Annotated in this window: 23 protein-coding genes; 14 read left to right on the forward strand and 9 right to left on the reverse strand. The window is 61.6% G+C overall.

Features of this window, described 5'->3' with window-relative positions:
* Window positions 1–79: 79 nt before the first annotated feature.
* Entirely contained in the window at window positions 80–913 is an 834-nt protein-coding gene (locus tag AC1D3C_RS13340) for a helix-turn-helix domain-containing protein (RefSeq protein ID WP_477483215.1), read from the reverse strand.
* A 70-nt stretch (window positions 914–983) separates the two neighbouring features.
* The gene (locus AC1D3C_RS13345) at window positions 984–2,006 is read right to left on the reverse strand and encodes an RluA family pseudouridine synthase (protein ID WP_247038038.1); all 1,023 of its coding nucleotides are present in this window, start codon (window positions 2,004–2,006) and stop codon (window positions 984–986) included.
* A gap of 41 nt (window positions 2,007–2,047) precedes the next feature.
* Here AC1D3C_RS13345 and AC1D3C_RS13350 point away from each other — a divergent pair, with 41 nt between their 5' ends.
* Entirely contained in the window at window positions 2,048–2,434 is a 387-nt protein-coding gene (locus AC1D3C_RS13350) for a hypothetical protein (RefSeq protein ID WP_038544630.1), read from the forward strand.
* Window positions 2,434–3,255, forward strand: coding sequence for a TrmH family RNA methyltransferase (locus AC1D3C_RS13355; RefSeq protein WP_247038034.1), 822 nt, complete (start codon window positions 2,434–2,436; stop codon window positions 3,253–3,255). The genes AC1D3C_RS13350 and AC1D3C_RS13355 overlap by 1 nt, the downstream gene beginning before the upstream one ends.
* Before the next feature lie 5 nt (window positions 3,256–3,260).
* On the opposite strand, the gene AC1D3C_RS13360 is transcribed toward AC1D3C_RS13355, so the two are convergent.
* Together AC1D3C_RS13360 and AC1D3C_RS13365 are read right to left on the reverse strand one after the other, a co-directional pair.
* A complete protein-coding gene (locus AC1D3C_RS13360; RefSeq protein WP_477483216.1) occupies window positions 3,261–4,466 on the reverse strand; it encodes a hypothetical protein in 1,206 nt (401 codons plus the stop codon).
* A 158-nt stretch (window positions 4,467–4,624) separates the two neighbouring features.
* Entirely contained in the window at window positions 4,625–5,218 is a 594-nt protein-coding gene (locus AC1D3C_RS13365; RefSeq protein ID WP_157885158.1) for a DUF1134 domain-containing protein, read from the reverse strand.
* Window positions 5,219–5,403: 185 nt separating this feature from the next.
* On the opposite strand from AC1D3C_RS13365, the gene chpT reads away from it, so the two are divergent.
* The gene (gene chpT, locus AC1D3C_RS13370; protein WP_038544625.1) at window positions 5,404–6,051 is read left to right on the forward strand and encodes a histidine phosphotransferase ChpT; all 648 of its coding nucleotides are present in this window, start codon (window positions 5,404–5,406) and stop codon (window positions 6,049–6,051) included.
* Between the two features lie 104 nt (window positions 6,052–6,155).
* On the forward strand, window positions 6,156–6,518 hold the full coding sequence (locus AC1D3C_RS13375; RefSeq protein ID WP_477483217.1) for a response regulator: 363 nt from the start codon (window positions 6,156–6,158) through the stop codon (window positions 6,516–6,518).
* Between the two features lie 139 nt (window positions 6,519–6,657).
* Here the strand turns inward: AC1D3C_RS13375 and ctrA are convergent, their stop codons facing one another.
* Complete coding sequence (gene ctrA / locus AC1D3C_RS13380) at window positions 6,658–7,356, reverse strand: response regulator transcription factor CtrA (RefSeq protein ID WP_038544621.1); 699 nt, start codon at window positions 7,354–7,356, stop codon at window positions 6,658–6,660.
* Between the two features lie 423 nt (window positions 7,357–7,779).
* Between ctrA and AC1D3C_RS13385 the strand changes: the two genes are divergently transcribed.
* Window positions 7,780–8,130: a hypothetical protein gene (locus AC1D3C_RS13385; RefSeq protein WP_007769465.1), complete on the forward strand. Its 351-nt coding sequence runs from the start codon at window positions 7,780–7,782 to the stop codon at window positions 8,128–8,130.
* A 119-nt stretch (window positions 8,131–8,249) separates the two neighbouring features.
* Here AC1D3C_RS13385 and AC1D3C_RS13390 read toward each other — a convergent pair whose 3' ends face one another.
* Window positions 8,250–8,528 (reverse strand): GNAT family N-acetyltransferase, encoded by a 279-nt coding sequence (locus AC1D3C_RS13390; protein WP_038544619.1) that lies wholly within the window; start codon window positions 8,526–8,528, stop codon window positions 8,250–8,252.
* Window positions 8,529–8,634: 106 nt separating this feature from the next.
* On the opposite strand from AC1D3C_RS13390, the gene AC1D3C_RS13395 reads away from it, so the two are divergent.
* Entirely contained in the window at window positions 8,635–9,087 is a 453-nt protein-coding gene (locus tag AC1D3C_RS13395; RefSeq protein WP_477483218.1) for a paraquat-inducible protein A, read from the forward strand.
* Window positions 9,088–9,177: 90 nt separating this feature from the next.
* On the opposite strand, the gene sciP is transcribed toward AC1D3C_RS13395, so the two are convergent.
* From sciP to AC1D3C_RS13410, 3 genes are all read right to left on the reverse strand, one after another.
* Window positions 9,178–9,453, reverse strand: coding sequence for a CtrA inhibitor SciP (gene sciP, locus AC1D3C_RS13400; protein WP_018327815.1), 276 nt, complete (start codon window positions 9,451–9,453; stop codon window positions 9,178–9,180).
* A gap of 195 nt (window positions 9,454–9,648) precedes the next feature.
* Window positions 9,649–10,398 carry a sugar transferase gene (locus AC1D3C_RS13405; protein ID WP_477483219.1) on the reverse strand — a complete coding sequence of 250 codons (750 nt, stop codon included), beginning with the start codon at window positions 10,396–10,398 and terminating at the stop codon, window positions 9,649–9,651.
* A 129-nt stretch (window positions 10,399–10,527) separates the two neighbouring features.
* Complete coding sequence (locus AC1D3C_RS13410) at window positions 10,528–11,559, reverse strand: DUF2793 domain-containing protein (protein ID WP_477483220.1); 1,032 nt, start codon at window positions 11,557–11,559, stop codon at window positions 10,528–10,530.
* A gap of 238 nt (window positions 11,560–11,797) precedes the next feature.
* Between AC1D3C_RS13410 and AC1D3C_RS13415 the strand changes: the two genes are divergently transcribed.
* From AC1D3C_RS13415 to AC1D3C_RS13450, 8 genes are all read left to right on the forward strand, one after another.
* Window positions 11,798–13,048, forward strand: a complete 1,251-nt coding sequence (locus AC1D3C_RS13415; protein WP_477483221.1) for a sarcosine oxidase subunit beta family protein — start codon at window positions 11,798–11,800, stop codon at window positions 13,046–13,048.
* A gap of 12 nt (window positions 13,049–13,060) precedes the next feature.
* Window positions 13,061–13,342: a sarcosine oxidase subunit delta gene (locus tag AC1D3C_RS13420; RefSeq protein ID WP_477483222.1), complete on the forward strand. Its 282-nt coding sequence runs from the start codon at window positions 13,061–13,063 to the stop codon at window positions 13,340–13,342.
* Window positions 13,339–16,296, forward strand: coding sequence for a sarcosine oxidase subunit alpha family protein (locus AC1D3C_RS13425; RefSeq protein ID WP_477483223.1), 2,958 nt, complete (start codon window positions 13,339–13,341; stop codon window positions 16,294–16,296). The genes AC1D3C_RS13420 and AC1D3C_RS13425 overlap by 4 nt, the downstream gene beginning before the upstream one ends.
* 10 nt (window positions 16,297–16,306) lie before the next feature.
* Complete coding sequence (locus tag AC1D3C_RS13430; protein ID WP_477483224.1) at window positions 16,307–16,855, forward strand: sarcosine oxidase subunit gamma; 549 nt, start codon at window positions 16,307–16,309, stop codon at window positions 16,853–16,855.
* A 297-nt stretch (window positions 16,856–17,152) separates the two neighbouring features.
* Entirely contained in the window at window positions 17,153–18,055 is a 903-nt protein-coding gene (locus AC1D3C_RS13435; RefSeq protein ID WP_038544603.1) for a branched-chain amino acid ABC transporter permease, read from the forward strand.
* Window position 18,056: 1 nt separating this feature from the next.
* On the forward strand, window positions 18,057–19,445 hold the full coding sequence (gene livM, locus AC1D3C_RS13440; protein ID WP_038544602.1) for a high-affinity branched-chain amino acid ABC transporter permease LivM: 1,389 nt from the start codon (window positions 18,057–18,059) through the stop codon (window positions 19,443–19,445).
* Window positions 19,445–20,323: an ABC transporter ATP-binding protein gene (locus AC1D3C_RS13445; protein WP_038544599.1), complete on the forward strand. Its 879-nt coding sequence runs from the start codon at window positions 19,445–19,447 to the stop codon at window positions 20,321–20,323. Before livM ends, AC1D3C_RS13445 begins: the two co-directional genes overlap by 1 nt.
* On the forward strand, window positions 20,323–21,051 hold the full coding sequence (locus tag AC1D3C_RS13450; RefSeq protein ID WP_038544597.1) for an ABC transporter ATP-binding protein: 729 nt from the start codon (window positions 20,323–20,325) through the stop codon (window positions 21,049–21,051). Before AC1D3C_RS13445 ends, AC1D3C_RS13450 begins: the two co-directional genes overlap by 1 nt.
* Window positions 21,052–21,070: the final 19 nt, after the last annotated feature.

Consider the following 21,070-nt stretch of genomic DNA (forward strand, 5'->3'; position numbering starts at 1 on the left):
GATGTTGACCTTACGGGAAGAAGAAAAGCACTTTTGGCCGGTCTTGCGCTGTCAGAATCTTTAGCGACTTTGCGCCGTGTTATCTCAAGCCCGCAAAGCGCTGGAATTCTGCCGGCGTCCGGCTATAGGCCTGCCGGAAAGCCGAGGAGAAGTGGCTGTGGCTCGAAAAGCCAAGGTCCAGCCCGAGCTCCGTCAGGTCGTCATAAGTGCCGAGCAGGTCGAGTGCGCGGGCGAGCCGGAGACGCAGCTGATAGCGGTAGAGCGGCGTGCCCTCAACCTGCTGGAAAACCTGGGTCAGGTAGACTGGCGAGACGCCGGCCTCCCGGGCGATCTCGGCAAGCGTCCAGCGGCGGGCGAGATCGGAGGAGAGGGCGAGCTTGGCGCGATCCACCAGCTTTTGGCGGCCGGCGCTGGCGGTCGCGGCGCGGGCGGTGCGCACGCCGACGGAGCGGCGCACCAGCGTCATGGCCAGCGTTTCGGCTTCCAGCGTCTCGGCGGTGCCACGCATCAGGCTGTGACGCAGCAGCGCCACCAGCGCCTGGGCTCGCTCGTCGATCCTGAGCCGCTGCATGTTGAAGACGATGCGCGATCCCTTGGGATTGCGGTGCTCGGCCGGAACCAGTTCCTCCAGCATCGCCTCGGGCACGTCCATGCTGAGGCAGGAATCGCCGCCTTCGACCGGATGGCTGATCTGGTAGGCCTCGTCGCAGTTGAAGAACAGCACCTGGTTGGCCTCGGCGACGGTGTCGTCGCGGCCGACATGGCGCATGAACACGCCGCGATAGGGGAAGACGAGGCTGGTTGCATGCGAGCATTCCTCGCCGCTCCGGTGCCGGCATTCACCGCCACACACGACGTCGCGGACCTTGATCAGGTCAGTATCGAGGAGCTTTGTGACGGCGAGCTGGCTCATGGAGGACCTTGGGATACCTCGTGGATGTCGTCAGGTATATACTCTCCGGCAGCCCGTCAGGCCACCCGTTTCATGCCTTCAGCGCCTCGATAAGTTCAGCCATGTCGTCCGGCATCGGTGCTTTGAATTCCATTACCTCGCCGGTGCGGGGGTGTTCGAAGGCGAGCAGAAAGGCGTGCAGCGCCTGACGTGGAAAGCGGTTGACGACGCTCTTGGCGAAATCCGGCAGCAGGTTAGCCTTGGTCTTGAAGCCGGCGGAGTAATCCTGGTCGCCGATCAGCGGGTGGCCGATATGGGCCATGTGCACGCGTATCTGATGGGTGCGGCCGGTTTCCAGCCGGCATTCGATCAGCGCGGCGAGCGCGGTCGCATCCGGCTTCTCGTGGAACCGTTCGATCACCTGGTAATGGGTGATGGCCTCGCGGGCGTCGCTTGCGTCTTCCTTCTGCACGGCGCGCTTGGTGCGGTCTCCGGCGCGTCCGAGCGGCGCGTCGATCGTGCCCTTCAGCCCGCGCGGACGGCCCCAGACGACGGCCTGATAGGCGCGCTCCAGGGGACCCGAGCGGCCATGGTCGGCGAACTGGTCTGCGAGGTGGCGATGGGCGATATCGTTCTTGGCGGCGACCATAACGCCGCTCGTATCCTTGTCGAGCCGGTGGACGATGCCGGGACGCTTAACGCCGCCGATACCGGAGAGGCTTGCGCCGCAATGATGGATCAGCGCATTGACCAGCGTGCCGGTCCAGTTGCCGGCGCCCGGATGGACGACGAGGCCGGCGGGCTTGGCGATGACGATCAGGTCGGCATCCTCGTAGAGCACTTCGAGCGGGATATCCTCGCCCTTGGGCTCAGGGTCCTCGGGTTCCGGAAGGTCGATCTCGACGGTGTCGCCGGCATTGATCTTCTTCTTCGGCTCGAGAACCGGTTTGCCGTTCAGGCTGACGGCGCCCTGTTCGATCAGGGCCTTGATGCGGTTTCGCGAAAACTCGCCTTCGAGCACCGAAGTCAGCCAGGCGTCCAGCCGTCCTTCGGCCTCGTCGGAGGCGGTGAGGACTTTCCTTGGGCGCTCGGCTTCTTTAAAGGGATCGTTCATTCAATCATTCCGATAGCATTCGACAAGAACAAGGACGTCCCATGCCCCAACCCGAGATCGAGGAAAAGGAAGAGCCGCTTGATCCGGCAATGGAGAGAATCCGCCGGAAAATGGTGCTTCTGATACTCGTTTCGGGCGGGATCTTGTTCGTCTGCTTTATGGCGGTCCTTGGCGCCATTGTCTATAAGGTCGCGCAGCGGCCTGCCAAGCCAGAGACGATCGCCTCGACAGGCGGGTTCTCGGTGCCGGCCGGCCAGCCGCTTGCTGCCACCGCGGAACTGCCTGCCGGCTTCGTGGTGCAGGGCGTATCGCTCTCCGGCAGCCAGATCCTGTTCTACGGCCTGCTGACCGGCGACCAGAAGATTTTCATCTACGATATCGCCGCCGGCCGCATCGTTGCCGATGTGACGGTGGCCGTTCCGCAATAATGGCGCCGGTTCGCATCGAAGACGCGGACGACCCGCGGATCGCCGAATTCCGGTCGATCCGCGAGCGGGACCTGACCGGACGCGAAGGGCGGTTCATAGCCGAGGGCACGGTGGTGCTCAGGATGCTCGCCGCCGCGCATGGTTCGGGTGGCGATTTTCTGACCGAGAAGATCCTGCTGCTTGAAAACCGGGTTGCGGGGCTTTCCGAGATCCTTGAAGGTTTTCCGGCAGATATTCCGGTCTATGTGGCGTCCACTGCCGTGCTCGATCAGATCGCCGGTTTCCACCTCCATCGCGGGGTGCTGGCGCTTGGCCGCCGCCGGCAGGAGAGGAGCGCTTCCGAACTGATTGCGAGGCTGCCGGAGAAGGCATTGGTAGTCGCCGCCTTCGGCATCTCCAATCACGACAATATCGGCTCGATCTTTCGCAATGCTGCAGCTTTCGGCGCCGATGCGGTGCTGCTCGATGAGAGTTGCTGCGATCCGCTCTACCGCAAGGCGCTGCGCGTCTCGGTGGGGTCGGTGCTTTCGGTGCCTTATACGCGGCACGGCACGATGTCCGATATCCTGGCGGTGCTGATGGAGAACGGTTTTGCCGTTTGGGGGCTTTCTCCGACGGGCTTCGTGGAAATCCGCGATGTGCCGGCGTCGGATCGGATGGTGCTGATCACCGGCACGGAGGGCGAGGGGCTGCCGGCAGAGGTGCTTGCCCGCATCCGATCGGCGCGCATCGCTCAGGCGCCAGGTCTCGACAGCCTCAATGCCGCGACGGCGACGGGGATCGCGCTCTACGAGATCGCCATGGCTCAGGGCAGGTTATAGAAGTCTCAGGTATTCGCGTCCTGGGCGGTAGCGAGCGTCTTCTTCGACTTCGCTGCCAGACTTTCCCGGTTGCCGTTTCCGGATTTGCCGGAGAGGATCTTGTGGATCGGTGAGGACGAACCTTCGGACGCCGCCGTCATCGCCACCATGCTGGCGGCGATCGCGGCGAGCTCCTGGCGAATCGCTTCGTCGCTGCCGCTGTCGTTCTGCAGGCGCTCGGAGAGCGCCATTGCTCTACTGCGGGCATCCTCAGCCATTCTGGCCACGACGGGATCGACGTCGGGTTGTCCGGAAATCCGGGCTTGTCGCGGAGGCGGAGCATGCGGAATTTCACGCAGGTTGATGTCCTCCGGAGTAATCTTCTTTTTCGGCCCCGCCTTTATCACCGGGCGGACGACGGCCGAATCGCGAAGGGCGCGACTGGAATCCCGCGCTTCGGCATTGGCGCCTTTCAGCTTGTCCCGCAACCGACCGATCTCTGCAAGCCGGCGCTCCAGCGTCGTCTCCCTGTCGGCACGGTCGGCAATTTCCTTGGCAAGCTTGTCCTCAAGTCGCTGGACGCGATGCTCTTCCTGGGCGAGCCGGGCCTCGGCGTCCTTGGCGCGGGAGGTCTGCAGCCGGACGTCGTTGCGCAACGTGTCCCGTTCGTCGCGCAAGGCGGTGATCCGGAATTTCAGGTTCTCCACCTCGGTGTCGCGGGTGGAAAGGTCGATCCGGAAGTTGTCGGCGTCGGCTATCATCAAAAGCTCGCGCTGCTGCAGCTTCTCGATCTCCTGATCCTTGGCAGCGATGGTCTGCTCGGCGGTTTCGAGCGCTGCCTTCAACTGCTGGATATAGCTGTCCTCCTGGCGCAGCCGCGAGCGGGCGTCGGCGGCCTCGACATCCATGGTGTCGATCTGGGTACGCAGGTCGGTGATTTCGGATAGCAGCTGCCTGGTTTCCTCGGCAAGGCTTTCGCTCCTGATCTGCAGCGCGACCGCCTTGTCTCTTTCCTGGACGAGTTCCTGCTTGGTACGCGCGTTCTCCGCGGCATAGACGGCGCGGGCCATATCTCGCTGGGCGCGGACTTCCTGCGGGCTGATTGGCAGCGTCGCCTTGATACGGTTTTCGGTGTAGCGCACGATGCGATTATGGACCGCCGGGGCAATCAGCATCACTGCAAGTGCGGCGCTCAGGAAACCCAAGCCGAACAGAAGAGCAAACTGAATCACGATGCGGCCGTTTCGCGGTCTGGATGGAAATGCGCTGGCTGTTTAAGCATGGCCGTATTCAACCGGCAAGCGCCCTTCAGGCAGAAGGCGGGATTATGGGGCGCTGCGGTGAAAAACATCAAATCCTCTCCGGTGTCCGGGGAGGATAATGGCAAATTTCAGAAAGGGTTCCAGGTCGGCGACTGGGTGAGCTTCAGATAACCGACGTTGATGCCGAGGCGAGCGCCGAGGCCGGTGCGAATCGGTACCAGGATCACATTGTTGTTGCGCAGCACCGTCATGCCGACGCCGGCGACCACAAAGGCGGAGCCGGACACGCCGCCGAAGCGCGCATAAAGGCTGTTGACCGAGGGAAGGTCGTAGACGAGCATCATCGCTCGTGTGCCTTGGCCGCCGTAATCGATGCCGAGCGAAGGCCCTTGCCAGAACACTGGGTGCTGGCCGGCGTTTTTGGTGTAGAGTTCACCCTCGCCATAGGTCAGGCCGGCGATGAAAGCGCCCGACCCTTCCTGGCCTAGGATATAGCCGTTCGGCAGGCCGTATTGCGAAAAGGCCTTCTCGACGACCTTGGCAAGCCCGCCGCTGGTGGAGCCGAAGAAGCCGTGGCCGGCATCGACGATTTCCTGGGCAGAATATTGGTTGGCGCCCTGCTGGGCTGATGCCGGGCCTGCGAAGATCGCGATCACGGCAAACACCGTCGCTGCGAAACGTGCGAGGGCCGAAGGGGTGTGGATGCGCATTGTCAGATCCATGATTGTATCATCCAGGGGCATGCCTTTTGCATCATGCTTAAGGCCCAGCCATTTTGAGGCCATGATCTTAACAATCGGTTTACCAAATATGGTGTCATTATGACCAGGAACATTGCTTCATCCCCGCGCAACCTTCAGATGGCAAGGCGAACGCGGGGGGAGCATTTCCCAAACAGGAGACCTACATGCCGAAGAATCCGAATCTTACCCTTGCCGGGCCAGATCTCGCGGCACTTCTGTGCAGCCGTGTCTGCCATGACGTGATCTCCCCGGTCGGCGCGATCAACAACGGCCTTGAGCTTCTCGACGAAGGTGCCGCCGACGGCGACGCGCTCGACCTCATCCGCACCTCGGCCCTCAACGCCTCTGTGCGCCTCAAGTTTGCCCGCCTCGCATTCGGTGCTTCCGGCTCGGTCGGCGCCTCGATCGACACCGGCGAGGCCGAAAAGGCTGCCAAGGATTTCGCGATCGCCGAAAAGAAGACCGAGGTCACCTGGAACGGCCCGCGGGCTATCATCGCCAAGAACCGGGTCAAGCTGCTCCTCAACCTCTTCCTTGTCGCCTATGCGGGCATTCCTCGCGGCGGCTCGATGGACGTGACGCTGGAAAATCCGGAATACGACGCGAAATTCATCCTCACCATCAAGGGACGGATGATGCGCGTGCCGGCCAAGTTCGTCGAAATCGCCAGCGGCACGCTTGAAGAGCCGATCGATGCCCATTCGATCCAGCCCTATTATACAGTACTGCTCGCGGAAGAGTCCGGCATGGAGCTGAGGCACGTGGTTTCGGAAGACAAGATCGTCTTCATCGCCGAAACTGTGGCTGCCTGAGACGATCTCCGGTTGATTGCTGCCCAAGGGTAACCATTCATTAGTGCCATCCTCCTAATGATAGACGCTTGGAACCAGAGCGGGTTCAGCGTCAGGGGGACACGATGCAGCGTTTAATGATCGCCGACGGATCGGACATCGTACGGACGGTCGGCAAGCGGATCCTGTCGGAACTGGGCTTTCTCGTCGTCGAGGCTGGCACCGCGCGCGAGGCGGTGACGCGCTGCAATGCCGAGCTTCCCAATTTCCTGATCGTCGACGCTGGCCTGGAGGGCGCGCTCGAACTCATCGGCACCATCCGGGCGATGCCGAACGGCAAGAGCATCCGTATCTTCTATTGCGTCATAGAGGCGGACCTGAAGAAAATGATGGCCGGCAAGCGCGCCGGTGCGGACGATTTCCTGCTGAAGCCCTTCGACCGCAAGATCCTGACTTCGGTATTCTCGGCCCTGGCACAGGCGGCCTGATCCACGAACCGATACATCCGTTCGACCCAGGGCAGCCCGCATGGCCGCCGCTTTTCGTTTGAAGTCCGCAAACAGGCTCAAAACAAAACGCCCGCCGGGCAAGCCAGGCGGGCGTTCTAAAAGGGGAGTTTCAGGCGGCTCAGGCGGTTTCGGCGTATTCCGCCTCCGGTTCACGCAGCACGTAGCCACGGCCCCAGACGGTTTCGATGTAGTTTGCGCCGCCAGCGGCATTGGCAAGCTTCTTGCGCAGCTTGCAGATGAAGACGTCGATGATCTTCAGTTCCGGCTCGTCCATGCCGCCGTAAAGGTGGTTCAGGAACATTTCCTTGGTGAGCGTGGTACCCTTGCGGAGCGAAAGGAGCTCCAGCATCTGGTATTCCTTGCCCGTCAGGTGAACGCGCTGGCCGCCGACTTCGACGGTCTTGGCGTCGAGATTGACGATCAGTTCGCCGGTGATGATGATCGACTGTGCATGACCCTTGGAACGGCGGACGATCGCGTGGATGCGAGCGACCAGTTCATCCTTATGGAAGGGCTTGGTCATATAGTCATCGGCGCCGAAACCGAGACCACGGACCTTGTCTTCGATGCCGGCCATGCCGGACAGGATGAGGATCGGTGTTTTGACCTTCGAAAGCCTCAGAGTGCGAAGCACTTCGTAGCCCGACATGTCGGGCAGATTGAGGTCGAGGAGAATGATATCATAGTCGTAAAGCTTGCCGAGATCGACACCTTCCTCACCGAGGTCGGTCGTATAGACGTTAAAGCTTTCCGATTTCAGCATCAGCTCGATGCTCTGGGCAGTCGCGCTGTCATCTTCGATGAGTAGAACCCGCATATTTTTCCCCTTTACCGCCGCGTAAGGTATCTTTGCCCCCTTACTCGATACGGATCCAGACTGAGCCTGATTTGGAAGCTGCCACTAAATGGTTAACAAATTATGATTCAACCTGGCAAGGTTCATGATTTCGTTAAGCAAAATTAGTAGCAACCTGATTTCCCTTTAAGATTGGTCATCACCAAGACTGAATCAGCGGATGAGGAAATTCCGCTAAGTGATTCATTCGACTCATACATTGTCGCGGCCAATTTAGGCCCTGGCATTTACCGACCCTTAAACGATCCGGTTTATCATTAATGATGCCCGTAAACGAAAGGTTAACGCGAAGCTTAATTTATTAACGTCGCGGGAATTTTTTGATCCGGAGTGTACCAATCCGGATACACGGGCCTGGGTCTCGCTATCCACGGAGTATTGCGTATGAAGTCGCGTGACAGCCTGGTTCGCCTGAAAAGTTTTCAGGTCACCGAAAAGCGTCGTCAACTGCAGCAGCTGCAGATGATGATGGCCGAATTCGAGAGAATGTCTAAAGAACTCGAGCATCAGATCACTCTGGAAGAGAAGAAATCCGGGATTACCGACCGGAATCACTTCGCTTATCCGACCTTCGCAAAGGCAGCCCGCCAGCGCGCGGACAACCTTCAGGTCTCGATTCGCGAACTGAAGGTCCAGGAGGAGAGTGCCGAACTGGCGCTCGAGGAAGCGGAAGCAGAATTTGCCAAGGCTTCGGCGCTCGAAGAGCGCGATGGCGGAATGCGCGCCCGCGCTTAACAAAAGCCGGGCGGCATCAACGACGGAATGTCATAATCTGGGGCGGTGCCGCGGTGCCGGGCCCCATTTCCGTTTTTAGTCTTCCGTTAACGTTTGTGATTCGGGCTCCGCATCCCGCGTTAACGAAGAATATCCTGCCAGTCGGGATGGCGTTCCGTCTGGGCCTTGAAGAATGGGCAGAGCGGGATGATCTTCCAGCCGCCCTTGCGGGCTTCTTCCACCGCATGCAATGCCAGCGCCTGGCCGACCCCTTTGCCGCGAAGCTCGTCGGGAACTCCGGTATGATCGACGATGATAAGTTCCGGGGAGGCGCGCGAATAGGTCATTTCCGCATAATGACCTTCGACCTCGGCTACGTAGCGCCCGCCCGACCGCGTCTCTTCATCGGTGATATTCATGATTGTCCCGCTTTTGTCCGTTCGCCAATGGTGTAATACGGGGAGGGCCGGAGGGAAATAGCTTAGACGCCCTCCCAAGGGTGACACATCGTCAACGGAGAAAGCGATGAACTGGCTGCGGCCGCTTCTTCTCGCGCTGGCCACGATCTTCCTGGCGCTCGGGCTCTTCCTGCCGATCATCCGTTTCGAGCGGCTCTATTTCTTCACCGAGACTCCGTCTCTGCTGGAACTCGTCGCGGCGCTGTTCCGGGAGGGAGATGTGGCACTGTCGATGGTGGTCGGGTTGTTTTCGATCGTTTTCCCGATTGGCAAGCTCGTCGGGTTGACGGTGCAACTGTCCGGACGGGCGGCGGAGGCGGGATTTTTCCGCCGCGCGATGCCGCATCTTTCGAAATGGTCGATGATGGACGTGATGCTGGTGGCGATCGTCGTCTTCGCCGCGAAGAGCAGTGGCCTGGCTGTTGCGGTCTCGCAGCCTGGCCTCTGGTTCTACGCCGCCTCGGCCATCATCGCCGGACTGCTGCCGTCAATGTCCCGGATCGGATCGGGGCAGAGCTGACCGAATTTTAGAAACCGAAAGGTGCCGTTGCATCCGTTGCAGCGGCACCTTTTGTTTTCCGGTGCGGGCTTGGCGCCCGCGAATTCGGCGTCAGTGACGATATTGCTGAATGCGCGTGGTGCGCAGGCCGGCAAGGCCATGATCGTTGATGGAGGACTGCCAGGACAGGAATTCCTCGACGGTGAGCGTGTACCGCTCGCAGGCTTCTTCCAAGCTCAACAGGCCGCCGCGAACCGCGGCTACCACCTCTGCCTTTCGCCGGATGACCCAGCGGCGCGTATTGGCCGGCGGAAGATCGGCGATCGTCAAGGGGCTGCCATCGGGGCCGATGACATATTTTACTCGGGGACGTATCATTTCGGTCATTGGACTCTCTACACAACGCAAGACCACGTCGGTGAGCCTAGCCGCCCAGTTTTAATATTTGACTAAACAGGCCGCAGCATTTGTTCCCACTGTGGCAACAATCGCATTGCGTGTCCCAAGGCAGGACGAAAAAGGCTTCCCGGCCGCTGAAAAGGCGGTGTTTCGATGGTTGGGCAGCCTCGGCGAAGGCGGCGATCAGAAGCCTTCGCCGCCACGAAATTCGGCGAGCAGCGTGCCGAACATGATACGCAGGTCGAGCAAAATAGAGAAATTGTCGATGTAATAGAGGTCGCATGCGATACGGGCGCGCGCCTTGCCGGGGCGATCCGTCGGTCCGCGAAGACCGCGCATCTGTGCCAGGCCGGTCATGCCGGGTCGCATCGAATGGCGGCGATGATAATCTGCAACCAGGTTCTCGTAAGGAATGCCGGCAGCGAGCATGTCGATCGCGTGACAACGCGGTCCGACCAGCGACATGTCGCCTTTCAGGACGTTCAGAAGCTGGGGCAGTTCGTCGATATTGGCCTTGCGGATGAGAGCGCCGACACGGGTGATGCGCGGATCGTCGCGCACTGTCTGGGCAATCCCCTTCGCGTCGCCGAGGTCGGTGCGCATGGAGCGGAACTTGTAGACCCGGAACCTGCAGCCGTCCTTGCCCCAGCGCGTCTGTGTGAAAAGCACCGGGCCGTCGCTGTCGATGCGGATCGCCAGCGCGACGACCAGCATCAGCGGCAGGAGCAGGACCAGTGCCGAAAGCGAGACGCCGATGTCGATTGCGCGCTTTGCCGCGAGTTGCACCCGATGGCTGCCGCTGGATGCAAGGCGGGTGGATCCAGGGCAGGATTTAGGTGGTGCGATGGATTGCCAATTGCGAGTTGGCGGCTCGCCACGCCGCCTGGCGCTCGACCTGTCGGCGGCGTCGTCATGCAGATCAGGAACACTCAAACCAGCCACCCGTAGTCTACCCCCCGAAGCCTCGAAGGCAGCGGTGGCCTTTAATAGAACACCTCCCGAGATGAGTCATCAGCCAAGTTAACCTGGCATTAAGAATGAAAAGAACTTTAGAGGTTGCTGTTATGACAACATTGCCAAGGATAGCTCTGTTTTTCCCGCGCCCAATTCCAGTTGTGCGGTTCCTGCATGCCCGAGTGTCAGGTAATCTCCAGCGGAAAAGGAAAAGATTCCCGTTGCGGACTGCATTTGTGCTCCACCGGCGATGCCGTTCAACAGAATAAGCGGCTGCGTTGCATTCTGCATCAGGCTGGTCGCATGGCCGGACGACGACAGGACCGCGACATTGAGGGCGACGATGTACAGGCCGTCGGCTGGCACGACGACCCGGTTGCCGCCCCCGGCAGCCGCGGTGCCCAGCGAAAGGCCGCCGTGTGCGAGGGCGAGGGTCGTAAAGCCACTCTGCTGGCCGGTGGTCGGAGTGAAACTGGTGCCGGTGCGGTAAGCGCGGGCGGCCGGCTGGTTCGGTTGCGAAACACGGCCGCCGGGCGAGATCGACAGCCCGGTCTTCCATGTCGTCCCGTCGCTGACCTTGACGGAGAACTCGGTGTCGCCGGCCAGGCCCATTTCCGCATAACCCGTCCAGTTCGACTGGAAGAGCAGCGAGGCCGTGTCGGTCGAGGTGGCCTTGTTGACCTTGATCTGGTGACCGTTGCCGGCGTGGTTGAACAGGCTTGCCGGCGAGGCGAGGACAAGCCGGTTGGTGCTGTCGGGCGTCGCATTGATGCCGAGTTCGTCGAGGCGGCCGGTCGCGGGCAGAGGGATGTCCTGCCAGAGCGTGCCGGAAAATACTTTCAGCCTTTCGGAAGCGGCAAACCAGGCGCGCCAGCCGACACGTGGCTCTGTAAATGCCCAATAGCCATCCTGCCAGGAGGCAATGTGTCCCGTCTTGCCGGCCCAGGCGCCGGTCGGCGCGGTCGCGACCAGATAACAGGCGCCCTCGGCGGGTGCGCCGGGCGGGTTCTCGAGTTCCTCGGTGATCGTCAGATGCACCAGCGCGTCGAGCCGCAGCAGCGACTCGTTGTGCGTCACGTGTTTCTGGGCCTGCGAGGGCAGGATGAAAGGCATGTTCAGGTTCGCGGTCGTGTCGGCCATGGCTGTCTCCATTCGGTCGCCCGGGAGTCTAAGGCCTATCGCAGAGACGGGGAGGCGGAGGCGGCCAAGCCTTTGAAAAGCCTGACAGGGGCCTGCTGAAACGTACCCGCTTCAACACTGCGTGCCTTTGAAGCAACGGATGGGCGTTTCGCCGCATGCAGGCTTCTGGATGTCCTGATTGCGCTTGTCCTTTCTCTCGCATATGCGAATGTGAGCGCGGCGAGAGACAGGGAAAAGCATGCGTTATTCGGCCTATTCGATCTTCAAGGAAGCGCTGTCCGGCAATCGGATGTGGAAGCCGGCCTGGCGCGAACCGCAGCCGAAACCGCATTATGACGTGATCATTGTCGGCGGCGGCGGGCACGGGCTGGCAACTGCCTATTACCTCGCCAAGGAGTTCGGCATTACCAATGTCGCGGTGCTCGAAAAGGGCTATCTCGGCTCCGGCAACGTCGGGCGCAACACGACGATCATCCGCTCCAACTACCTGCTCGAAGGCAACAACCCGTTCTACGAGTTCTCGCTGAAGCTCTGGGAAGGGCTGGAGCGGGATTTCAACTACAATGCCATGGTCTCGCAGCGCGGCATGCTCAACCTCTTCCATTCCGACGGCCAGCGGGACGCCTATGCCCGCAAGGGCAACGGCATGCGCATCCACGGCGTCGACGCCGAACTGCTCGACCGCGAACAGGTGCGCCGGAAAGCGCCCTATCTCAATTTCGACCACGCCCGTTTCCCGATCATGGGCGCTCTCTACCAGAAGCGCGCCGGCACGGTGCGGCACGATGCGGTCGCCTGGGGTTATGGTCGGGGAGCGGACGCCCGCGGCGTCGACCTGATCCAGCATTGCGAGGTGACGGGTATCCGCCGCGAGAACGGTCTCGTCACTGGTGTCGAGACGACCAGGGGCTTCATCGGCTGCAACAAACTGGCGCTCGCGGCTGCCGGTAATACGACCACCGTCGGGCGGATGGCCGATCTCGAACTGCCGATCGAGTCGCATGTGCTGCAGGCCTTCGTCTCGGAGGGGCTGAAGCCGGTGGTCGACCACGTGATCACCTACGGCGCCGGCCATTTCTACATATCGCAGTCGGACAAGGGCGGGCTGGTGTTCGGCGCCGAGATCGATTTCTATTCCTCCTATGCGCAGCGTGGCAATCTGCAGACGGTCGAGCACACGATGGAGGAGGGGGTGTCGCTGATCCCCGGCCTGTCGCGCGCCAAGGTGCTCAGAAGCTGGGGCGGTGTCATGGACATGTCGATGGATGGATCGCCGATCATCGATCGCACGCCGATCGACAATCTCTATCTGAACTGCGGCTGGTGTTACGGCGGCTTCAAGGCGACGCCGGCCTCCGGTTTCTGTTTTGCCCACCTGATCGCCAAAAACGAGACGCACCACGTCACCCGCTTCATGCGGCTCGACCGGTTCGAGCGCGGCTACACGATCGACGAAGCGGGCCGCGGCCCTCAGCCGAACCTCCACTGAGCAAGATCCCCCATGGCAAGCCTGATCACCTGTCCGCATTGCGGCACCAGACCCAAGGAAGAGTTTTCGATCCGCGGTGCCGCCGCGCCGAAACGCCCTTCGCCGACCGCCAAGGACGAGGCCTGGCACCGTTACGTCTATATCCGGGACAATCCGAAAGGGCGCTATCAGGAGTATTGGCACCATGTCGCCGGCTGCCGCCGCTTTCTGGTGGTCGAGCGCGACAACTTCACCCATGAGGTTTTCGGCGTGACCGACGTTTCGGAGTTCGAGTGGGCGGGAGCTGCCGAATGACATCTTACCGCCTCGGATCCGGCGGCGCGATCAATCGCGGCCAGTCGCTCAGCTTCACCTTCGACGGCCAGACCTACAAGGGGTTCGAGGGCGATACGCTCGCCTCGGCGCTGCTTGCCAACGATCAGATGCTGATCGCCCGCAGCTTCAAGTACCATCGCCCGCGCGGCGTGGTGACGGCAGGCTCCGCCGAGCCCAACGCGCTGATGACGATCGGGTCCGGCGCGCGGGCCGAGCCGAATGCCCGTGCGACGGTGGTCGAGCTCTATAACGGCCTTGCCGCCGCAAGCCAGAACCGCTGGCCGTCGCTGAAACACGATTTCGGCGCGGTGAACGATCTCTTCTCGCCGTTCCTCGGCGCCGGTTTCTACTACAAGACCTTCATGTGGCCGGGCGTGCTTTGGGAAAAGCTGTACGAGCCGCTGATCCGTCGCGCCGCCGGGCTCGGCAAGGCCACGATGCAGGCTGATCCGGACCGTTACGAAAAGTCCTGGGCGCATTGCGACTTGCTGGTGATCGGCGCAGGGCCGACCGGTCTGATGGCGGCGCTTGCGGCGGGCAGGGCAGGGGCGCGGGTCATTCTGGCGGACGAGGGGTTTCGGCTGGGCGGTTCGCTGCTGTCGGAAAGCTCCGCAATCGGCGGTCGGCCGGCTGCGGAATTCGCGGCTGATATCGTCGCRGAACTGGCGTCGCTGCCGAATGTCACTCTGATGCCGCGTACGACCGTGTTCGGCTGGTATGACGACATGGTGTTCGGTGCCGTCGAGCGGGTGCAGAAACACGTGGCCTCGCCATCGCCGGACCTGCCGATGGAGCGGCTGTGGCGCGTCGTCGCCAAGCAGGCGATCCTCGCCACTGGAGCGGAGGAACGGCCGCTCGTCTTCGGCGGTAACGACAAGCCGGGCGTGGTGACGGCAGGGGCTGCCCGCACCTATCTCAACCGCTACGGCGTCGCTGTCGGCGGCAAGGTCGCCGTCTTCACCAATGGCGGCTCCGGGTACCGCACCGCGGCCGATCTCCTTGCCCAGGGCATTGATGTCACAGCGATCATCGATGCGCGGCCGCAATCGGCCGATCCGGTGCCGGACGGCATCCGCATCATCCGCAACGGCTCGGTCATCGCTACCAAGGGGCGCCACCGAATCGAGGGGCTGATTGCCGAGCGTTCCGGCTTCGAGGAGGTGATTGGCTGCGATGCGTTGGCGATGTCGGGCGGCTGGTCGCCGATCGTGCATTTGATGTGCCAGCGCGGCGCCAAGCCGGTGTGGTCGGACGAGAAACAGGCATTCTTGGCGCCTGACGTCGGCGGCGCTTTCTTGGCTGCGGGTTCGGCTGCCGGTCATGCGTCGATCGGGGATTGTCTGAAGGACGGTTCGGCCAAGGCGCATGCCGCACTCGAGGCGCTGGGCAGGCTGGTGGGCGCGCTTGAAACGCCCGAGGTCGAGGGCGAATACGATCCGTCCTTCGTGCCGCTCTGGTACGTGCCGGGTGCCCGGGACAAGGCTTTCGTCGATTTCCAGAACGATGTGCATGTCGGCGATCTCGGCCTCGCCCAGCGGGAAGGTTTTCGCCATATCGAGCACACCAAGCGTTACACGACCGCCGGCATGGCGACCGACCAGGGCAAGCTCGGCAACGTCAACGCGGCCGGAATCGTCGCCGGCATGCGCGGGGTGTCGCCTGCCGAGATCGGCACCACCACATTCCGGCCGTTCTACACACCGGTCTCGTTCGGCGCTCTCGCCGGCACTGCGCGGGCCGAACATGCGGCTCCGGTGCGCACCTCGCCGCTGCATAACTGGGCGCGGAAGAATGGTGCGACCTTCGTGGACTCAGGCCTCTGGTACCGTTCCGCCTGGTTCCCGCGGGAGGGCGAAAAGACCTGGCGGGAGAGCGTCGATCGCGAGGTCCTGAACGTCCGCTCCAACGCGGGGCTCTGCGACGTCTCCACCCTCGGCAAGATCGAGATCTTTGGCGCAGGGGCGGCGGAATTCCTCGACCGCATCTATTCGAACGGCTTTCTCAAGCTGCCTGTCGGAAGGGCCCGCTACGGGCTGATGCTGCGCGAGGACGGTATCGTCTTCGACGACGGAACAGCGAGCCGGCTTTCCGAAAACCACTATGTCATGACCACGACGACGGCCTATGCCGCGGACGTGCTCGCACATCTGGAATTCTCGGCGCAGACCTTCTGGCCGGAACTCGACGTGCGCTTCGTCTCCTCGACGGATCAATGGGCGCAGATGTCGCTTGCCGGGCCGAAGGCGCGAATCATCATGAGCCGCGTGGTGCAGGACGATATTTCCGACGCGGCCTTCCCCTTCCTGGCTGCCCGGGACGTGACGCTCCGCGGCGGCCTGAAGGCCCGCCTTTTCCGCATCTCCTTCTCGGGCGAGCTCGCCTACGAGCTTGCGGTTCCGGCCGGCTACGGCGAGGCCGTTGCCGATGCGGTCATGGATGCAGGGCATGAGGAAGGGATCTGCGCTTATGGCGTCGAGGCGCTCAACGTGCTGCGCGTCGAGAAGGGGCATGTCACCCATAGCGAGCTCGATGGCCGCACCACGGCGGACGATGTCGGGCTCGGCCGGATGATGGCGATGCAGAAGCCGGATTTCATCGGCAAGCGGCTCTCCACGCGATTCGGGTTGACGGCCGCCGACCGGCTGCAGCTCGTGGGTCTGAAGCCGGTCGAGGCCGACAAGGAGATCAAGGCCGGTGCGCATCTCCTGAAGGATGGTGCAAAGCCCTCCCTCGCCAACGACCAGGGCTTTGTTTCTTCGGCTTGTTTTTCGCCAACGCTCGGGCATTTCATCGCGCTCGCCATGCTGAAATCCGGGCGCGAGCGGATCGGCGAACGGATCATGGTCTGGGACGGGTTGCGCGGTTCGGAAGTGCTCGCGCAAGTCTGTCCGCCGGTCTTCGTCGATCCCGAAAACAGCAAACTGCATCTCTGAGGGCTACCTGATGTCGATCGACCTTCTCCACCGGCATATCCTCGAGGATCATATTTCCGGTTTCGAGACGGATCCCAATCCGAACCACCTCGCCATCATTCGCCGGCCGGTGATCTTCACCGTTCTCGCCCATACAGGCCAGGAGGCCGCCGTCGCCGAGGCCCTGTGGAATGCTCCGGATGTGGCGCCGCGCTTCTGCAGCCCGTCCGAATGGCTTGCCGTGTCGCGGACGGTCGGGGCCGAGACGGTCGCCGGCATGCTGTCCGAAATCGCGGGCGCATCCGTGGTCGACCAGAGCGACGGCCGGATCTTGATGGAAATCTCCGGCCCGAGCGTGCGAAAGATACTGGCCAAATGCGTGGCGATCGATCTGCATCCGGAGGTGTTCGAGGAGGGGCATTCCGGCGCGATGTTGTGCTGCCACGCTGAGGTAAATGTCGCGCGCACCGGTGCCGACACGTTCGAGATCATCGTGCCGCGCTCGCTTGCCGGATCGGTTTTCGAGGAGCTGATGGAGATGGGCCGCGAGCATGCACTGACCCGCGGCTTCGTGGACTGAGCGCCGAGCCTGCAGGGCGAGGGTCGAATCTGAATTTAACGTTAACCGCGGGACGATCTTTAATTTCGAAAACCGGGCGCCTTGGCTAATTTTTCGACAGAAGCTGCCGGTTTTTTGGAATTTCTGATCTTTGTGTTGCCAGATTGTTGAGAAGTGCTGCGATTTTGTCGGTCTCGTGGCTTTTTGTCTTCCCATTCCTTACGAAAACGTTATGGAATGCGCCAAAGAACGTAAGAACCCGCAAGGGGCAAATAAACGAGATGTGACCCTTCCGGGATCGCATCCAGGGGAAAATATATGGAGTATTTTATCCAGCAGCTCATCAACGGGCTGACTCTTGGATCCATCTATGGCCTTGTCGCAATCGGCTATACGATGGTTTATGGCATCATCGGCATGATCAACTTCGCCCATGGCGATATTTTCATGCTTGGCGGCTTTGCCGCTCTCATCGTCTTCCTGATCGCAACCTCCTTCTTCGCCGGCATTCCGGTGGCGTTGCTTCTGCTGCTGATGTTGCTTGTCGGCATGCTGATGACGGGGTTGTGGAACTGGACGATCGAGCGGGTCGCCTACCGGCCTTTGCGCGGTTCGTTCCGGCTTGCGCCGCTGATCACCGCGATCGGCATGTCGATCGTGCTGTCCAACTTCATCCAGGTGACGCAGGGGCCGCGCAACAAGCCGATCCCGCCGATGGTGACCGACGTCTTCCATATCGGCGGCATCACCATCTCGCTGAAGCAGGTGCTCATCGTCATCATCACGGCGGTGCTGCTGTTCGCCTTCTGGTACATCGTCAACAAGACGCCGCTCGGCCGCGCCCAGCGGGCGACCGAGCAGGACCGCAAGATGGCGGCACTGCTCGGCGTCGATGTCGACCGGACGATCTCGATCACCTTCATCATGGGTGCAGCGCTCGCGGCGGTCGCCGGTGGCATGTATCTGATGTATTATGGCGTCGCCTCGTTCAACGACGGCTTCATCCCAGGCGTCAAGGCGTTCACCGCAGCGGTTCTCGGCGGTATCGGGTCATTGCCGGGTGCCGTTCTCGGCGGGCTTCTGATCGGTCTCATCGAGTCGCTGTGGTCGGCCTATTTCTCCATCGCCTACAAGGACGTCGCCACGTTTGCGATCCTCGCTTTCGTGCTGATCTTCAAGCCGACCGGCATTCTCGGCCGGCCGGAAGTGGAGAAGGTGTAACATGACAGCTTCCACCGAAACCGGTCACCCGAACGTGCTTGCCAAGGCGGTACGGGAAGGACTGTTCGCCGGCGTCATCGCCTTTTTCATGTTCCTGCTGTTCGTCGGCATCGAGACCTATCAGGACATCAACAACGCGCTCGTCTGGCGCACCCGCTGGGGCCTGCTGGCGATCTTCGTGGTTGTTGCGGCGGTCGGTCGCTTCCTGACGGTCGGTGTCATCAAGCCGCATGTCGACCGTCGCAAGCTCGCCAAGGCGAAGAGCGGCGTTCTGGAAATTTCCGAGAACAAGAGCTTCTTCCACCGGCATTTCCTCAAGATCGCGCTGGTTTTCCTGCTGGTCTATCCCTTCCTGTCGCTGCTGATCGTCGGCAAGCAGGGCTCGCTGAAATATGTCGACAATTTCGGCATCCAGATCCTCATCTACGTGATGCTCGCCTGGGGCCTGAACATCGTCGTCGGCCTCGCCGGACTGCTCGACCTCGGTTATGTCGCCTTCTATGCGGTCGGCGCCTATTCTTATGCGCTGCTGTCCTCCTATTTTGGCCTGTCCTTCTGGCTGCTCTTGCCGATGTCGGGTATTCTTGCAGCACTCTGGGGGATCATTCTCGGCTTCCCGGTTCTGAGGCTGAGGGGCGACTATCTCGCCATCGTGACGCTCGCCTTCGGTGAAATCATCCGCCTTGTGCTGATCAACTGGACCGACGTGACCAAGGGAACATTCGGGATTTCGGGTATCGCCAAGGCTTCGTTCTTCGGCATCTGGTCCTTCGATACCGGCAGCGCGAACAGTTTCGTCAAGGCCTGGGGCCTGTCGGCTTCCTCGGTCTATTACAAGATATTCCTGTTCTACATCATCCTGGCGCTCTGCATGCTCACCGCCTACGTCACCATCCGGCTTCGGCGCATGCCGATCGGCCGAGCCTGGGAAGCGTTGCGCGAGGACGAGATCGCCTGCCGTTCGCTCGGCATCAATACCGTCACCACCAAGCTGACCGCCTTTGCGACCGGCGCGATGTTCGGAGGGGTGGCTGGCTCCTTCTTCGCCACCCGCCAGGGCTTCGTGTCGCCGGAAAGCTTCGTCTTCCTGGAATCGGCCGTGATCCTGGCAATCGTCGTTCTCGGCGGCATGGGCTCGCTGACCGGCATTGCCATCGCCGCGGTGGTGATGGTGGGCGGTACCGAGGTGCTGCGCGAAATGTCCTTCCTCAAGGCCGTGTTCGGACCGGACTTCACCCCTGAACTCTACCGCATGCTGCTCTTCGGTCTGGCGATGATCATCGTCATGCTGTTCAAGCCGCGCGGCTTCGTCGGATCGCGAGAACCGACTGCCTTCCTCAAGGAGCGCCGGGCGGTTTCAGGAAGCTTTACCAAGGAGGGCCACGGCTGATGGCTCCCGGAACGACGACTATGACGAGTGGCATTGCTGGCGATACGATCCTCAAGGTCGAGCATCTGTCGATGAAGTTTGGCGGCCTGATGGCCATCAACGATCTGTCGCTGGAAGTGCGGCGCGGCGAGATCACCGCGCTGATCGGCCCGAACGGCGCCGGCAAGACGACGGTGTTCAACTGCATCACCGGCTTCTACAAACCGACCATGGGCATGCTCACCCTGCAGCGCAGGGACGGCAAGGAATTCCTGCTGGAACGCCTGCGCGACTTCGAGATCCCCAAGCTGGCCGGCGTCGCCCGCACGTTCCAGAACATCCGCCTGTTCTCGGGCCTGACGGTGCTCGAAAACCTGCTGGTCGCGCAGCACAATGCCTTGATGAAGGCATCGGGCTACACGATCCTCGGGCTTCTCGGCCTGCCGGCCTATAGCAGGGCCGTCGATGCCTCGATCGAGAAGGCGAAGTACTGGCTCGACAAGGCCGATCTGACCGATCGCGCCGACGATCCCGCCGGCGATCTTCCCTATGGCGCTCAGCGGCGGCTCGAAATCGCTCGCGCGATGTGCACCAATCCGGAACTGCTATGCCTCGACGAGCCGGCGGCCGGCCTCAACCCGCGCGAATCGGCGGCTCTCAACACGCTCCTGCATCAGATCCGTGACGAGGGCGCTTCGATCCTGCTGATCGAGCACGACATGTCGGTGGTCATGGAGATTTCCGACCATGTCGTGGTGCTGGAATATGGGCAGAAGATTTCCGACGGCTCGCCGGACCATGTGAAGAACGACCCACGAGTGATCGCCGCGTATCTCGGCGTCGAGGATGACGAGGTGGAAGAGGTGATTGCGGTAGAACTCGAGGGGGGCAATCACTGATGGCGGCCGAGAACCTTCTGAAAGTCGAGGCTGTCGAGACTTATTACGGCAATATCCGTGCACTCGCAGGCGTCGATGTCGAAGTCAACAAGGGCGAGATCGTCAGCCTTATCGGTGCCAACGGTGCCGGCAAGTCGACGCTGATGATGACCATCTGCGGCAGCCCGCAGGCCCGAGCCGGCTCGATCATCTTCGACGGCGAGGACATCACCAAGCTGCCGACGCATTTGATCGCGCGGCGCCGCATCGCCCAGTCTCCCGAAGGCCGGCGCATCTTTCCGCGCATGACCGTCTACGAGAACCTGCAGATGGGGGCCGGCCTCGACAACCTCAAATATTTCAACGAGGACGTCGAGAAGATCTTCACGCTCTTCCCGCGCCTCAAGGAACGCCAGAGCCAGCGCGGAGGGACGCTTTCGGGCGGTGAACAGCAGATGCTGTCGATCGGGCGCGCGCTGATGGCCCGGCCGAAGCTGCTCCTGCTCGACGAACCTTCGCTGGGCCTGGCGCCGCTGATCGTCAAGGGCATTTTCGAGGCGATCAAGAAGCTGAACCAGGAAGAGGGCCTGACCGTCTTCCTCGTCGAGCAGAACGCGTTCGCGGCTTTGAAGCTCTCCGACCGCGGTTATGTGATGGTCAACGGCAAGGTGACGATGAGCGGTTCCGGAAAAGAACTTCTCGCCAATCCGGAAGTGCGCGCCGCTTACCTTGAAGGTGGACGGCATTGATCGCAAAGGTTGTGATTTT

The organism is Neorhizobium sp. P1_A6, assembly GCF_056406795.1.